Annotated in this window: 11 protein-coding genes and 1 pseudogene; 4 read left to right on the forward strand and 8 right to left on the reverse strand. The window is 73.0% G+C overall.

Annotation, left to right across the window (positions count from 1 at the left end):
- Positions 1–391, reverse strand: a 391-nt coding sequence (locus IEZ01_RS00760; RefSeq protein ID WP_229832557.1) for a DUF350 domain-containing protein, incomplete at its 3' end; no start/stop codon positions are given.
- A 380-nt stretch (positions 392–771) separates the two neighbouring features.
- Here IEZ01_RS00760 and IEZ01_RS00765 point away from each other — a divergent pair.
- A complete protein-coding gene (locus tag IEZ01_RS00765; RefSeq protein ID WP_019890774.1) occupies positions 772–1317 on the forward strand; it encodes a DoxX family membrane protein in 546 nt (181 codons plus the stop codon).
- A 53-nt stretch (positions 1318–1370) separates the two neighbouring features.
- Here IEZ01_RS00765 and IEZ01_RS00770 read toward each other — a convergent pair whose 3' ends face one another.
- The 4 genes from IEZ01_RS00770 to IEZ01_RS00785 form a co-directional block, all read right to left on the reverse strand.
- Positions 1371–4139 carry a SpoIIE family protein phosphatase gene (locus IEZ01_RS00770; RefSeq protein WP_019890775.1) on the reverse strand — a complete coding sequence of 923 codons (2769 nt, stop codon included), beginning with the start codon at positions 4137–4139 and terminating at the stop codon, positions 1371–1373.
- Entirely contained in the window at positions 4136–6232 is a 2097-nt protein-coding gene (locus IEZ01_RS00775) for a SpoIIE family protein phosphatase (protein WP_019890776.1), read from the reverse strand. Before IEZ01_RS00775 ends, IEZ01_RS00770 begins: the two co-directional genes overlap by 4 nt.
- A 361-nt stretch (positions 6233–6593) precedes the next feature.
- Positions 6594–7229 carry a pyridoxamine 5'-phosphate oxidase family protein gene (locus IEZ01_RS00780; protein ID WP_019890777.1) on the reverse strand — a complete coding sequence of 212 codons (636 nt, stop codon included), beginning with the start codon at positions 7227–7229 and terminating at the stop codon, positions 6594–6596.
- A 36-nt stretch (positions 7230–7265) separates the two neighbouring features.
- Positions 7266–8513 (reverse strand): globin domain-containing protein, encoded by a 1248-nt coding sequence (locus tag IEZ01_RS00785; RefSeq protein WP_189199279.1) that lies wholly within the window; start codon positions 8511–8513, stop codon positions 7266–7268.
- A gap of 341 nt (positions 8514–8854) precedes the next feature.
- On the opposite strand from IEZ01_RS00785, the gene IEZ01_RS00790 reads away from it, so the two are divergent.
- Both IEZ01_RS00790 and IEZ01_RS00795 read left to right on the forward strand, forming a co-directional pair.
- On the forward strand, positions 8855–9298 hold the full coding sequence (locus IEZ01_RS00790; protein ID WP_189199281.1) for an RrF2 family transcriptional regulator: 444 nt from the start codon (positions 8855–8857) through the stop codon (positions 9296–9298).
- A gap of 150 nt (positions 9299–9448) precedes the next feature.
- Positions 9449–9745: pseudogene (locus IEZ01_RS00795) on the forward strand (ferredoxin reductase domain-containing protein); the annotation flags it as partial.
- Positions 9746–9797: 52 nt separating this feature from the next.
- Here the strand turns inward: IEZ01_RS00795 and IEZ01_RS00800 are convergent.
- From IEZ01_RS00800 to IEZ01_RS00810, 3 genes are all read right to left on the reverse strand, one after another.
- Complete coding sequence (locus IEZ01_RS00800; RefSeq protein WP_189199285.1) at positions 9798–11405, reverse strand: carboxylesterase/lipase family protein; 1608 nt, start codon at positions 11403–11405, stop codon at positions 9798–9800.
- Between the two features lie 126 nt (positions 11406–11531).
- On the reverse strand, positions 11532–12437 hold the full coding sequence (surE, locus tag IEZ01_RS00805; protein WP_019890781.1) for a 5'/3'-nucleotidase SurE: 906 nt from the start codon (positions 12435–12437) through the stop codon (positions 11532–11534).
- Positions 12438–12613: 176 nt separating this feature from the next.
- Entirely contained in the window at positions 12614–13855 is a 1242-nt protein-coding gene (locus IEZ01_RS00810) for an MFS transporter (RefSeq protein ID WP_189199287.1), read from the reverse strand.
- A 619-nt stretch (positions 13856–14474) separates the two neighbouring features.
- Here IEZ01_RS00810 and IEZ01_RS00815 point away from each other — a divergent pair.
- Positions 14475–15194 carry a phosphatase PAP2 family protein gene (locus IEZ01_RS00815; RefSeq protein ID WP_189199289.1) on the forward strand — a complete coding sequence of 240 codons (720 nt, stop codon included), beginning with the start codon at positions 14475–14477 and terminating at the stop codon, positions 15192–15194.
- The last annotated feature ends 32 nt before the right edge of the window (positions 15195–15226 follow it).

Consider the following 15226-nt stretch of genomic DNA (forward strand, 5'->3'; position numbering starts at 1 on the left):
CCGCGAGGTTGCACGAGGCGGTCACCCAGACCGCCGGGTGCGGCTGCGGATCGACCAGGGTGGCGCCCAGCTTGCCGGGGGTGACGAGGTCGACGACGAGGAAGGCCACCGCCATCATCACCAGGCCCAGCAGACCGAACGCGGCGGTGGACACCAGGCCCTTGCCGAAGTCGTGGTACGTCGTCCAGATGGAGGTGAAGACGATGCCGCCTATGCCGAGCAGCGCCGAGCTGAGCAGCGTCGCGGCGTTGCGGTTGCGCTCCTGCCAGATCTGGCGGCCGAGCTTGCCGGGAGTCAGCGCATCGATGAGGAAGATGCCGAGGATCAGCAGAACCACGCCGAGGGCACCGTAGGCGGTGGCCCGGCCGAGTCCGTTGACGATGTCGCTCATGAAGTTGCCGGCTCCGTGTCAGTAAAGAGATCGATCGTTGACCGAAACGATCGTGGTCAGGGAGAGGCAAAATCTAGCGCACGGGTCAAGTGACCCGGCCGGGGCGGCACTCGTATGCCCGGCTCAGGGCGGTTCGTGCCGGCTGAGGGGCGGTTCGTGCCCGGCTCAGGACGGTTCGTGCCGGGCGCAGGTCCCGCATCCCCGCTCACACCCTCGCCGGGAGCCGTTTCGGACGCGCCCCCGCCCGGTCCGCCGGTTCCGCCCGCCCGTCGGGCCCGTGCGGGTCCTGCCCCGTACGGCCCAGTCCGGCAGCGCCCCGGCCCGCCCGCCGCACGAGAGTGGTGGCACGACCCCTGACCCACCGCTGCCCGGGAGACCCCATGACCGCCCTCAAGCGACACGACCTCGGACTGCTTGCCCTACGGACCGGAACCGGCGTGGTCCTCGTCGCGCACGGAGCACAGAAACTCTTCGGCTGGTTCGGCGGGGGCGGCCTGGACGGCACCACCAAGGCCATGGAGGCCATGGGGTTCCGTCCCGGCAGGCAGAGTGCGATGGCCGCCGGGCTCGGCGAGGCCGGCGGCGGTCTGCTCCTCGCTCTCGGCCTCGCCACCCCCGCCGCGGGCGCCGCCGCCGCGGGAGCGATGGCGGGCGCGGTCTCCGTCCACGCCCCGGCCGGATTCTTCGCCCAGGCCGGCGGCTTCGAGTACCCCGCCTTCCTCGGCTTCACCGCGGCCGCCATCGGCCTCACGGGCCCCGGTGACTACTCCCTCGACCATGTCACCGGCCACCTCTTCGACCGGCCCTGGACGGTGGCCGCGGCCTTCCTCGGCAGCGCGGTGGCGGCGTCCGTCGTCGTCGGCGCCCGCGCCATGCGCCAGGCCCAGGCCGAGGAGGCCAAGGCCGCCGAGGAAGCCGGCGCCTGACCCCGCCGCAACTCCGCACCTCCGCACCCTGCTCCCCTCGCCCCGGCAGGCCCTCACCAGGCCAGGTCCTCCAGCGCGTCCAGGTCCGCCACCGGCCCCGCCAGCGCCCCCACGCCGTCGGTGAGCGGGAGTTCGGCCCAGATGACCTTGCCGCGCTCGGTGTAGCGCGTGCCCCACCGTTCGGCCAGCTGGGCGACGAGGAACAGACCGCGGCCGCCCTCGTCGGTGCTGGCCGCGTACCGCAGATGCGGCGCGGTGCTGCTGCTGTCGGAGATCTCGCAGATCAGGGCGCTGTCGCGGAGCAGCCGGACCCGGATGGGCTCGCCGCCGTAGCGGATCGCGTTGGTGACCAGCTCGCTGAGGATGAGTTCGGTGGTGTAGGCGATGGCGTCGAGGTCCCAGGCTTCGAGCTGCTCCGCGGCGGCGTTGCGTACCCGCGACACGGCGGCCGGCTCCGCGGGGACGTCCCACTGTGCGATCCGGTCCCCCGGCAGCAGACGCGGACCGGCGACCAGCAGCGCGATGTCGTCGCTGGGCGCCGGGAAGAGCAGCGCGGCCAGCACGTCCGCGCAGATCTGCTCCGGGCTGCGGCCCGGCCGGGCCAGCGACTCGCGCAGCAGCCCCAGACCGGTGTCGAAGTCGCGGTCGCGGTCCTCCAGCAGACCGTCGGTGAACAGCACGAGCCGGCTCTCCTCGGGCAGCCGCAGCTCCACGGACTCGAAGGGCATGCCCCCCACCCCGAGCGGCAGGCAGGGGGGCACCTCGGGGAACACCACCCGGCCGTCCTCGTGCACCAGCGCGGGGCCGGGATGCCCGGCGCTGGCCATGGTGCACCGCCCCGACGTCGGGTCGTAGATGGCGTACAGCAGCGTGGCGCCCGCGATCGCCTCCCGGGAGCCGTCGCCGTCCCCGGCCTCGTTCTGGTCGATGCGGGCAATCAACTCGTCGAGGTGGGCGAGGAGTTCGTCGGGCGGCAGGTCCAGCGTGGAGAAGTTGTGCACCGCGGTCCGCAGCCGGCCCATGGTGGCCGCCGCGTGCAGCCCGTGGCCCACGACGTCCCCGACGACCAGCGCGACCCGGGCGCCGGGCAGCGGGATCACGTCGAACCAGTCCCCGCCCACACCCGCCTTCGCGGGCAGGTAGCGGTGGGCGACCTCGACGGCGTTCTGCTCCGGCAGGACCCGGGGGAGCAGGCTCCGCTGGAGCGTCACCGCCATGGTGTGCTCCCGGGTGAATCGCCGGGCGTTGTCGATGGAGACGGCGGCGCGCGCCGCGAGCTCCTCGGCGAAGGCGACGTCCTCCTCGCCGAACGGCTCGGGACTGTCGGCCCGCCAGAAGTTCGCCATCCCCAGCACCACCCCACGGGCCTGCAACGGCACGGCGACGAGCGAGTGGAAGCCGTACTCCAGCGCCTGCTCGGCCCCCTCCGGATCCTGCACATGCCAGCCCGTGGCCGTTGTCAGATCCGCCTCCAGCACCGCGTGACCGGTATCCAGCGCCGCCGCCATCGGGGTGCTGGGGACGACGAACCGGATGATGTCGCCCACCGGTTGCAGGGGCTGGTCGGTGCGGATGCCGCTGAGCGCCGTACGCCGCATCTCCGTGTCCGCGCCGGACGGCTCCTCGCCGCGCAGGACGGGGTCGAGCAGTTCCACGGTCACGAAGTCCGCGAAGCGGGGGACCGCGACCTCCGACAGCTCCTCGGCGGTGCGCACCACGTCCAGGGTGGTGCCGATCCGTACGCCCGCGTCGTACAGCAGGTCCAGTCGGCCCCTGGCCAGTTCGGCCCGCCCCGCCAGGGCGGCGAGCTCGGTCGAGTCGCGCAGCGTCATGACGAGGCCCGAGGGGTGCCCGGCGTACGGCTTGGTGGGCCGGACGTTGACGGCGAGCAGCCGCTCCCCGGCCAGGTACACCTCGTCGGTCGCCTCCCGGCCCGAGGCGAGCAGCTCGGTGGTGTGCGGGTCGAGGCCGAGGCCGTCGACGGGGAGCTGTTCGGCGTCCGCCGGCAGGTCGAGCAGGCGGCGGGCCTCGTCGTTGGCGAGCAGCAGCCGCCCGTCGGACCCGACGATGAGCACGCCCTCCCGCACGGCGTGCAGCACCGCCTCGTGATGCTCCTTCATCCGGGTCATCTCGGCCGGTCCCAGACCGTGGGTCTGGCGCCGCAGCCGCCGGCTCACCAGCGCGGCGCCGACCGTGGCCAGCACGAGCGCGCCCGCCGCGGCGCCCAGCAGCAGCGGCAGCTGACCCTCCACCACGTCGGAGACGTTCTGGATCTCGATGCCGGTGCCGACCAGGCCGACGATCCGGCCGCCGTCGTCCCGTACGGGCACGACGGCCCGGACCGCGTCGCTCGGCTCCCCCTCGAAGATCTCGGTGAAGGACTCCCCGGCCGCCGCCCGGGCGATGTCACCCGTGGCGCGCTGGCCGATCAGCGCCAGGTCGGAGTCGGTGTGCCGGATGCCGTCGGGGGTCATCACGGCGATGAAGTCGACCCCGGAGGCGCGGCGGGCGGCCTCGGTCCGCGCCTGGAGGACGGCCGTCGGATCCGGTGCGTTCAGCGCGTCGACGAGGCCGGGGGCGTGCGCGAACGCCTCGGCGGCGGCCAGCGAGCGGTGGCGCGCCTCCCGCTCGCTGTCGTACCGCGCCTGCAGGACGAGGGCCGCGGCGGCCGCGGCGATCAGCAGGAGGGCGATCAGCGCCTGGAGGGCGAACACCTGACCGGCGACGCTGCGCACGCCGTGCAGCAGCCATGGCCGCCGCCCGGACGGCTGCGGCTGCTGCCGGGGCGGGGTCGGCGCGGGGCGGTCGGGGCGGTCGGTCATGAGGGGCTTCCCGCACTGTCGGGGGCGCGAGGTCCGCTCCGGGCGATCAGGAGCGCGACGTCGTCGGGGTCGTCGGGGCGGCGCAGCGACCGGAGCAGCAGGTCGCAGGTGTCCTCCAGCGGCCGTCCCGGGTCGTCGAGGAGGTGCAGCAGAGCCTCCAGCCGTTCGTCGATGGGATCGTCGCGGGTCTCGACCAGACCGTCGGTGTAGAGGATCAGCTGGTCCCCGACGGAGAAGTCGATGCCGATCGTCTCGAAGGGGATGCCGCCGACGCCAAGAGGCGCTCCGCTGGGCAGGTCGACCAGTCGCGCGGATCCGCCGGTCGGCAGAAGTACGGGCGGCAGGTGGCCCGCGTTGGCGATCCGGCACCGCCCCTGCCGCGGGTCGTGCACGGCGAACAGGCAGGTGGCGATGTAGTGCTCCAGGCCGGCGGTGATCTTGTCGAGATGCCGGAGGACCTCCGCCGGATCGAGATCGAGGTCGGCGAACGCGCAGGTGGCGGTGCGCAGCCGGCCCATGGTGGCGGCGGCGTCGATACCGCTGCCCATCACATCGCCCACGACCAGCGCGGTCTTGTCGTCGGCGAGCGGGATCACGTCGTACCAGTCGCCCCCGACCTCGCTGGAGGCCTGGGCCGGCTGGTAGCGGGAGGCGATCTCCAGACCGGCCCGGGGCGGCGGCCGCCCTGGCAGGAGGCTGCGCTGGAGGGTGATCGCGGAGTTGCGCACGCTCTGGTACCAGCGGGCGTTGTCGATGGCGACGGCGGCCCGGGCGGCCAGCTCGCTGGCGAGCAGGGTGTCGTCCTCGTCGAACGGCAGAGGATTGCGGGTGCGCTTGAGATCCAGCGCGCCGAGGACCTCCCCGCGGGCGATCAGCGGCACGGCGAGGTACGAGTGGACGCCCGCCCGGGCCAGCTGGGCGGCGGCGTCGGCGTTCCGGGCGATGCGGAGCAGGTCCGCCTTGCCGACCTCGGGCACCAGCACCGGCCGGCCGGTGTGCACACAGCGGGTGATCAGCCGGTCGCCGCCGTACATCGCGGGCTCACCGGCGGGATCGGCGGCGTCCAGCGCCTCGGTGGGCCGGACGGCCCGCACCGCCAGAGCCCGGAAGAGTTCGGGGCCGCTGACCGGGGCGCCGGGGCGGCGGCAGGACAGGACGGAGTCGAGGACGTCGACCGCGGCGACGTCGGCGAGCTCGGGCACCGTCACCTCCGCCAGCTCATGGGCGGTGCGGTCCACCTCCAGGGTGGTGCCGACCCGGGCGGAGGCGTCCGCGATCAGGGCGAGGCGCCGCCGGGCCCGGTCCGCCTCGGTGGTCGCGCGGTGGCGCTCGGTGACGTCGACGATGGAGGCGGCGGCCCCCAGCACCCGCTCGTGGGCGCCTTCCAGCCGGTAGAAGGAGACCGACCAGGCGTGCTCGCCGACCGGGTCGGAAGGGGTACGGCCGACCGTGTACCGGTCGAGGACCGGGGTGCCGGTGGTGAGCACCCCGCGCAGCGCCGTTTCGAGGGCGTCGATGTCCTGGAAGGGCAGGGTGTCCCTGATCCGCCGGCCGGTGTGGTCGCCGGCCCGGATCCCGTCGATACGCTCCAGCGCCGGGTTGACCAGCAGGAACCGCAGGTCGGTGTCGAGGACGGCGAGCCCGATCGGGGACTGCGAGACGAGCCGCTCGGAGAGCGCGATGTCCCGCTCCACGCGGCGTACGGTGCCGTGGTCGGCGGCGATGCCGAGCGCGTACACGTCCCCGAAGCTGTCGAGCAGCCGCATGTTGCGGAACTCCACCAGCCGGACGCCGCCCTCCTTGGGCCGGATGGGGAAGGCCCCGGCCCAGCTCTCGCCGCTCAGCATCACCTCGGCGAACAGCCGCACCACCAGATCCCGGTGCTCCTCCTGGACCAGCAGACGGGCCGCGTACCGGCCGAGGGCCTCCGCGGCGGTGTAGCCGAACAGCTCCTCGGCCTGAGGGCTCCAGAACACGATCCGGCCGTGGGCGTCGACCACCGCGGCCGCGACGCCCAGCACGTCCAGCAGGCCGCTCGGCCCGGACGCCGCAAGGGGCCCGCCCTCCTCGCCCCGGAAAGAACCGGCCGTCACCGTGCACTCCCTCCGGTCGGCGCCACGACGCCCGGCCGCACCGCGTACGAGCCGTGGCGCCCGGTCCTTCCATGCTGCCCCCGATCGGGCCGCCACCGCAGCGTGTGGCCCCGCCGCGGCCGTCAGGCGCGACCGTCCGCCTTGTTCGCGGCGGGGGGCGCGGTCAGCACGTAGAGCCACTCGTAGCCCCACGGCCGACGTCCCCGCCGCGCTCGCCCTGCCGCCGCACCGGTGGCGCACCGTGACGGACGACGTGCTGCTGCGGTGCCCGCCCCCCACGGCATCCGGGGCACCCGCACCGTCAACGTGCTCCGGCTCCTCCGGCTGCGCCGAGGCGTGGCGGCGGCGAGCGCGCCGCCGCTCATCCGGGCCGGTGCGCGGCGCTCCGTGCGGGGGCCGGGCCCCGGTCGAGCCCGGTGAAGTACTCCGCGTCCTTGGGGCGCGCGGGGTCATGACCGGCGGGACGGGGGGCCGGTTCCAGGTGGGGTATGTACTTGGAGCAGTGGATGTACGCCTCTTCGACGCTCACATGCACCCACATCTCCGGGCCGCGCCCGGGCGCGACGCCCGTGGGCAGCGCGGGATGGAAGGAGCGCAGGCTCGCGTCGGTGTAGAGCCGGGCGACACCGTTGACGTGCAGGCCCACGTGGTGGTGGGTGAAGTCCACGAACAGCATGCCCAGATGGGGGTTCTCCATCATGTTGCCCGCGCTGGCGAGCACACCGTTCCCGCGGAACTCGGGGTAGGCGAGCGTGCGGTCGTCGATGACGTGGACGAACCCCGGCGGCCCGGCGCGGAAGCTGGCGTCGCACTCCCCGTGGGAGTCGGCGGTGGCCAGGAAGACCATCGCCTGACGGCCGATGAAGTCCCGCATGTCGGGCGTGAGGTACGGGCGTACCTGTTGGTCGTAGAACCGGGCGGCGCGATCGGCGGTCCCCAGTTGCTGCTGCAGCTGGTGCTCGCCGGCGGATCCGAAGGGTGGCGGAGGCAGGGGCACGGGGCGTTCTCCTGGCAGGACGGACAAGCGCTGGGCTCAGGGCATGGACAGGACGGGGGTCTCGTACGGGTCGTGGTGGATACGATCGGGCAAAGTACCGCCCCGCGTCAGCGTTTCCTTGGCGGAGACGACCATCGGCACCGGACCGCTGAGGTAGACGTCGTGTTGGTACCACGGCCCGTACTCGGTCAGCACCTCCGGCAGGGATCCCCTGATGCCGGGGATGTACTCGTCGGAGACCGCGCCCCTGATGGTCAGCCAGTGATACCGCTGGGCCATCCGGAGCATGTCCTCGACGCCGTACAGCTCCGCGCCGGTCCGGGCGCCGAGGAAGAGGTCGACCTGGTGGCGCTCGCCGCGGCGGGCGACCTCCTCGACCAGCGCACGGATGGGGGCGAGGCCGGTGCCGCCGGCCACGCAGAGCAGGTCGCGGTGGACTGCGGCGTCCAGGACCATGTCCCCCATCGGCGGCCCGAGCTGGACCACGTCGCCCACGGCCGCCTGGTGCACGAGCACGCCGCTGACGGCGCCGCCGGGCACGGCCCGCACGTGAAAGGTGAGGGTACCGTCCTGGCGGGGGGCGTTGGCCGGGGAGTAGTAGCGCCACTGCTTGGGCCACCAGGGCGTTTCGATGCTCACGTACTGCCCGGCGGCGTACTCGTACGGCGTGTGCGGGCGGACGGTGATCTCGGCGATGCCGTTGCCGCGCGAGGCGCGGTGCACGATCGTGGCGTGCCAGACGGCGGGCCGTACGGCCTGGTCCTCCTCGGCGGCGCTGATCATGACCTGGGCGACCGTGCCGTACGCCTTGGTCCAGGCGGCGGCGATCTCGGCGGTCCACGCGGGGCCGGCGTAGCGGGCCAGAGAAGCCAGGAGACACTCGCCCACGGCCGGGAAGTGCTCCGGGAGGGTGCCGAACTTGCGGTGGTCGCGCCCGAGATGTCCGCAGAAGCGGACCAGGTTCTCCGGATCGTCGACCAGGTCCACGATGCGCAGCAGCGCGCGCAGCAGGCGGTCGCGCTGGGCGTCCATGCCCGGCGGGAACATCGACCGGACGGCGGGGTAGCGGGCGAAGAGGATCGCGTAGAAGTAGACCGTCATCTCCGCGGCGACGGGCGCGACCACCGAGACGGAGGCCCGTATCAGCTCCATCTCGCGGGCCGACAGGGGCGGCTCGGCGGCCTGCGGCTCGGCGGTGTGCGGCGCCGGGGCGTGTACGGGAGCCGGGTCCGCGGCGGACGGGTGCGCGGAGGCGCGGCCCGCGCGATTGATCCGGAATCTCATGGGACCAGCCCGTCTCTGCCTGCTATTCGGCGTGACGATGCGTCGGTGGGCCCCTCACGGAACCCCTGTCCCGGGGGAGCGGCGATCGGCACGTCGGCGTTGGCGAGCATGAGTCCTCATCGAGCAGCGTCAGGAAAAACGGATCAAGCGGCTCCGGACGCTACATGACGGTGTGAGTACTCAGAAGTAGCTACGGCGGTGAGGAGTCTCGCTCCGCGAGGTCAGAGGGCTGTCCGGATCAGGAGCGGCGCGATGTCGTCGTTGCGGGGGGCGGACCGCTCGGCGTGGTCGACAACGGCGTCCGCGACGGTGTCCAGGCTCTGGATTGTTGGCGTCCCGGCGTGCGGTTGACGAAGTTCACCGACCTGGCGCTGCGTGCTGTCATGCGCCTGGCGGTCTGCGAACAGGACGGTCCTCTCACCACCCAGGAGGTGGCGGAGGCCATGGGCGTACCCGCCACCCACATGGCGAAGGCGGTCACCCGCCTGCAGCACCTCGGGGTGCTGGAAGCCCGGCGCGGCCGCGGTGGCGGGCTCTCGCTCACCGGCCTCGGGCGGCAGGCGTCGGTCGGCTGGCTGGTCAGGGAGTTGGAAGGGGAGGGTGAAGTCGTCGCCTGCGAAGGCGAACAGCCCTGCCCGCTGCGCGGGGCGTGCCGGCTGCGACGCGCACTGCGCGACGCACAGGAAGCCTTCTGCGCCACCCTCGACCCGCTGACCGTCGCCGACCTGGTCGGCTCGCCGACGGGCCCGGTCCTCCTCGGTCTTGCCACGCGCCGGCCCGACTGAGCCGCCCGGCCTGACGCGCGTGCGCCCCCACACCCGAAAACACGTAGATCACTTACCGGTTTGAGGAGTCGTCGTGCTCTCCGAGCAGTCCGCGCCGGTCGTCCGCGCCACCCTGCCCGCCGTCGGCGCGGCCATCGGCGAGATCACCCAGCGGACCGCACCCGCACCGACCACGCCCACCGCGACGAGCTGCGCCGGCTGGTGCGCGCGCTCCCCGGCGCGACGCTGCACCTCTGGTACGAAGAGCCCGGCGACCACGCCTCGGAGGCGGCACGCGGCCAGGCCGACGTCACCGCCCTGGAGCTCCAGGAGGGCCTGACCGCCTACGTCTGCGGGCCGCTGCCGTTCATGCGCGCGGTACGCGGCGACCTGCTCGGCCGGGGTGTGCGGGCGCAGGACATCCACTACGAGGTCTTCGGCCCCGACCTGTGGCTCGGCCAGGACTGAACCGCCGGAACGAGGGCGAGGCGGGGTGAGTCCGCCGGGCGTTCGACCTGGCTCAGTTCCTCTTCTCGATGCCGCCGGGGGAGGCCACTCCGGCCCAGAAGCCGCACTGGTGGTCGGCCGCGAAGGTGGTGGAGGTGCGCGTGCGCTCGGGGTCGAGGGTCAGGACCGTGTGCCGGCCGAGGGCCGGGGGCCAGCGCGTCTCACCGGCGATGTTGGGGTCGCCGGTGCGTGCGAACGCGCCCCAGCGGCGCTTCATGTCGTCGGCGAAGGCGAGCTGGTCGGCGGTGAGCGGACGGTCGGTCAGGGTGAAGTCGTGCACGTAGGCGAGTTCGGCGCTGTGTGCGTTGGCCATGTCCACACCGGGCGGCTGGGCTCCGAGGAGCGCGGGGGACCGGGGGTCGTCGAACTCGTAGACATACGTGGGCACCTGCGAGGCGAACGTCCGGGCCGTGCTGAGCGTGTGGCAGGCGAAGGTGGAGTCGGTGACGACCGCCGACAGCGCGTCGAAGGGGGTGGGGTGGCCCGCCACGGGGTAGCGCGCCAGCACCTGCTGCGCCGCCGGTCCGTACGTGGCGTTGATCTGGTCGGTGTACTCCTGCGCCGTGAGGTACGGATGGGTACCGCCCACGAAGAGCTTCGCTTCGGCCCGGGTGCTGCCGATGAGGACCGGGACCTTGTTCCATCTGCCGGAGGCGATCGCCTCGGACGGCTGGGTGGGGAGCAGGCTGTCACCGAAGGCGGGCCCTGGGGCGGGACGCGTGCGGGCCGCGGCGACCAGGCCGGCCGACGGCGCCGTACGCAGGCAGACGGCCCGGGTGGCGGGGTCGGGACAGCCGACCGCGGTCGCGAAGTCCCGCGCGGCCTCGGCGGCTTCGGCGGAGCCGGGCGCGCGGATCAGGCCGCACGGTCCGCTCTGGAGGACGGCGCGGGTGAACAGCCCGGCGGCGCGGGGGGAGCTCAGCAGCGCGCAGACCGAGGCGCTGCCGGCGGACTGTCCCCAGAGGGTGATGTTGGCGGGGTTCCCGCCGAAGGCGGCGATGTTGTCGCGGGTCCAGTTCAGGGCCGCGAGCTGGTCCATCAGCCCGTACGATCCCGAGCCGAGGGCGTTCTCCCGGGTGAGTTCGGGCGCGGCGAGGTAACCGAGCTGTCCGAGCCGGTAGTTGACGCTCACGACCACGCTGTTGGTGAGGTCCGCCATGGTCCGGCCGCCGAACTGTGTTCCGGTGCCCATGACGAAGGCGCCGCCGTGCATCCAGAACAGTACGGGCAGACGGTCACCGGGGCGGGCGTGGCGAGGCCGGTACACGTCCAGGTACAGGCAGTCCTCGCTGACATGGTCCGGGTCGCTCAGCCCGACAGGCAGGAACTGTACGCACGCCGGGGCCTGCCGGGTGGCCTCCCGTGTCCCGGTCCACCGTGCGGGCTGCCGCGGCGGACGGAACCGGAGGTCGGCCACGGGCGGGGCGGCGTACGGGACGCCCAGGAACTCCTCGGCCCGGCCGTTGACCTGGCCGGCGAGTCGGCCCTGGTCGGTGGTGACGACCGGGCGCGCGGTGCCGACGCCCTGCGGCGCAGGGGCGGCGACCGCCGGGTGCGTGAACAGGGCTGCGACGGCGAGAGCCAGAGCCACCGCCATCGAGGGAACGATCGAGCGCGTCATCCTTGTCAACTCTTCTCCGAAGTCGATCGGTGTCACGTCACGTCATGTCACGCCCGCACGCGGACGCCTCCCCGTTCCGGCGGACGTGGCGCCGCCGGGACGGGGAGGGAGCGTGCGGGGGTCCGCCTACGGGCGCAGGCCGCCCAGAAGCTTCGCGACCTTGGCGAAGTCCGCCGTGCCGGTGTTCCAGTCGGGGGAGATGGGAGCGACGGACACCTTGTCCGCGCCGACCGCCTCCACGTCGCCGCCCTTCTGGTCGGGCGCCGGGACCACGCTGACGCCGACCTTCCAGGTCCCGTCACCGGCATCGGTGTACTCCGCCTTCAGCCCCACCTGCGGATCCTGGGTGGTGACGGACGCGCCGCGTGCGGTGCCCGTACCGTCCGCGCCCACCACGGGATGGTTCACGTTCAGGCCCACGCCCTCCGGCAGCAGCCGGCCGTTCCTCGCCTGCGTCCGCAGCCGCTCGATGAGCTTGACGGTGAAGTCGTTGGTGGGCCGCATGGCGTTGAGGATCTGCTCGGGAACCGGTACCGCCATCTCCCCGGTGCTCACCGCGATCGCGGGCACGCCCCGCTCCAGAGCGGCGATCGCGCCGCCGACGGTTCCCGAATGGGTCGCCAGGGCAGCCACATTGGGCCCGAAGTTGGTGCCGGAGACCACCAGGTCCGGGGCGCGGTCGGCGAACACCGCGCCGAGACCGAAGGACACCGAGTCGCCGGGCGTGCCGTCCACGGCCCACACCCGGGGCTCGGGGTGCTCGACCCTGATGGTGCTGGCGCTCATCAGCTTCGTCCCGGCGCCGCTCTGGTTGGTGAGCGGGGCGACGATGGTGACGTCGTGCCCCGCGGCGGTCAGCCGTTGGAACAGCATGCGGATACCGGGGGCGTTGTAGCCGTCGTCGTTGGTCAGCAGGATGCGTAGCGGGCCGGCCGGGCCGGTCTCCGCGGCCGCGCTCGCCGGCGCCGTGCCGGCCAGGGCCGGCGTACAGAGCAGCAGAGCGGCCAGGGGCAGAACGCGCTTGCGTCTCACGGAGTTGCTCCTTCGATGAGGGAGAAGAAGGCGGGAGGAGGGGGAGAGGGGGGGATCGCCGGGCGCGCTCCCCCTCGACATGCGCCCGGCGGGTCTTCGTGCGGCGGGTCTTCGTGCGGCAGGTCCCCGTACGGCAGGTCCCCGTGCGGCAGGTCCCCGTACGGCGGTACGGGCCGTCAGCGCACGCCGCGGATGAGGATGACGGACAGCGCGCCCAGCAACGACAGGGCGCCGCCGACGATGAACAGCGGGGTATAGCCGCCGAACGCGGTCACGATGGCGGAGGCGACGAACGGGGCGACGATCTGTGGCCCGGCGTTGGCGATGTTCAGCACGCCCATGTCGCGTGCGGCGTCCTCCGCCTTGGGCAGGACGAGTGTGACCACCGCCGTGTCCACCGCCATGAAGCAGCCGAAGCCGAGGCCGTTGAGGGCGCTGAAGATCAGCATGCCGGTCCAGGTCGGACTGATCACGGGGATCACCATCACGACCCCGGCGAGCGCCGCGGACACACCGACGAAGATCTTCCGCCGGTCCCAGCGGTCGGAGAGCAGACCGCCGACGATCGTGGACAGGGCCATCGCGGCCATCGACACCGGCGTCAGCAGCGCGATCGCCTCGGCCGGCGCCATTCCTTCGGGCAGTTTGATGTGGTCGTCGAGGATGTACAGCTGGTATCCCACGACGGAGAAGTAGCCGAGCACCATCAGCGCGCGCCCGATGAACGCCCACCGGAAGTCGTGATGGCCCAGGGCGGACAGGAAGGCTGCCATCCGTTCGCGCTTCGGGACGGAGGGCGCGGGTTCGCGGCGCACGTCACGGCAGAAGGCGGCGAGCAGCAGGGCCGCGCCGGCCGCCACGGCGCCGAGCACGAGATACCCGGTCGTCAGCCGCTCCACCGTCTGCGAGGCGATCATCACGCCGACGGTGCCGCCGACGGGCAGGGCCAGTCCGACCACGGCGGAGGCGGTGCCCCGGCGGGCGGCCGGGACACGGTCGGGCACGATGGCGGTGACGGCGGCCTGGTAGACGTTCATGGTCGCCTGCACCAGGCACCATCCGATGCCCACCAGCAGCGCGGTCCGGACACTGCCGAGGAACGCCAGCCCGGCGAGGGAGGCGAGCGCGCCGCCGACGACCCACGGGTTACGCCGGCCGGTGCGGTCCGACAGGGCGCCGGCGATCGGATTGAACGCGGTGGCGAAGATCGAGCTCACACCGCCGACGATGCCGAGGATCGCGACCTTGTTCGCCGGATCGATCTGGGCGATCTGCGTGGGCAGCAGCACCGAGCCGACGCCCATGTACACGGCGAGCATCGAGGAGTTCGCCAGCAGGAGGAGCAGCATGAGGCCGCGCTGGCGCGGTGCGGGCGCCTTGGCCGGCGCCTCCGGCTGGATCAGTTCATCGGCTGTCACGGTGACCACCGGGGGATGCGGGCGCGGGGTACGCGCGGCGGGGGATCGGGGCGTGCATGGCGACTCCTCGGGGACGGAGCTGAGCGCGGAGCTGCGAGCTGGAGCGATGAGGGGATGACCGCCGGGAGAACGTGTTTCGGGCCACGGCGACGTGGATGAGCACCTTGACGCGACGGTTTGGTTACACGTGTTAGCCCGGGCTTGCTGCACTGTGTAGCACTCGTGAAGCCCCGTGAATAGAGGGCAGCGCCATTTGAATGGCGACCGTGACCGAGGGCCGGAATTGGCCACTAACACGTGTAGCTACTCATGCGTCGCTCTTGTGCCGACTGGCGCGAAGGCTCAACCTTGGCCGGAAGGTGCCGTGCGTGGCGGTCGCCGCACGCTCGCGCCATGGATGCCGCCGTGTACGGCCCCTGCTCTCGCGGCGGCCGCGTCCCCGCCCGCTCCCGCTCGCATCTCCGCCCGCTTCTGCTCGCGCTCCCGCTCGGGCATCCGCTCCTGTTTCTCCGCTCGCACCCGCTCCTGTTCGCGTCTCCGCCCGTCTTGCTCCCGCTCGTGTCTCCGTCACCGCCGCCTCGTCGGCGTCGCGGTTCCCCGCAGTCCCCGGAGGTCAGCCATGCCCGTTTCGCGCGCTGTTCCCGTCCCGCCGCCGTATCCCCGTGAGCCGGCGCGGCACCCGGTCCCGGCCGCCCCGCCCCGGCTCGCCGTGCTGGCCGGATCGTTGCTGGTGGTCGCCGCCCTGGCGGCCGGCATCGCCACCCTCGGCGAGGGGGCGTCGGCGTTCCAGGGCATCGACGATCTCTGGATGAGCTCGATGCGCGGCACGCCGGACGACGCGGTGACGGGGGTCGCGCACGCCCTCGACGTCCTCGGCGGACCCCTCGGCATGGTCGTCCCGCTGGTGCTGACGGGGTGTCTGGCCGTCTACGGGCGCTGGAGATCCGGGGCGTTCGTGTTCGCCGCCTGCGTCCTGGCCAACATCGTCGTCGTTCTCCCCGTGAAGCAGCTCATCGACCGTCCGCGCCCGCCGGAGCCGTGGGTCCTGGTGGGCGGCGGCTCCTTCCCCTCCGGCCAGGTCTTCACGGTGACGACGCTTGTGATGGTGGCCGGCGTGGTGCTCTTCCCGCCGGCCGTGCGGCGCTGGTGGTGGCCGTTCGCCACCGTCCTGGTGGCCGCGACGGTGTGGAGCCGCACTTGGCTGCACACCCAGTGGCTGAGTGACGCCGTGGCGGGTGCCGCCATGGGGGCGGGAGTGGTCCTGCTGCTGTGGTCCGCGTTCGCCCGCCTCCTGGGGGAGGAGGCCTGCCGTGCGGCGTCCGGCCGCCTCTGGGACTGAGTGCCGCAGGTGGCGTCTCGTTGACGGTCGTC

Origin of the sequence: Streptomyces purpureus, assembly GCF_014648195.1 — a bacterium.
GTDB lineage: Bacteria > Actinomycetota > Actinomycetes > Streptomycetales > Streptomycetaceae > Streptomyces > Streptomyces purpureus.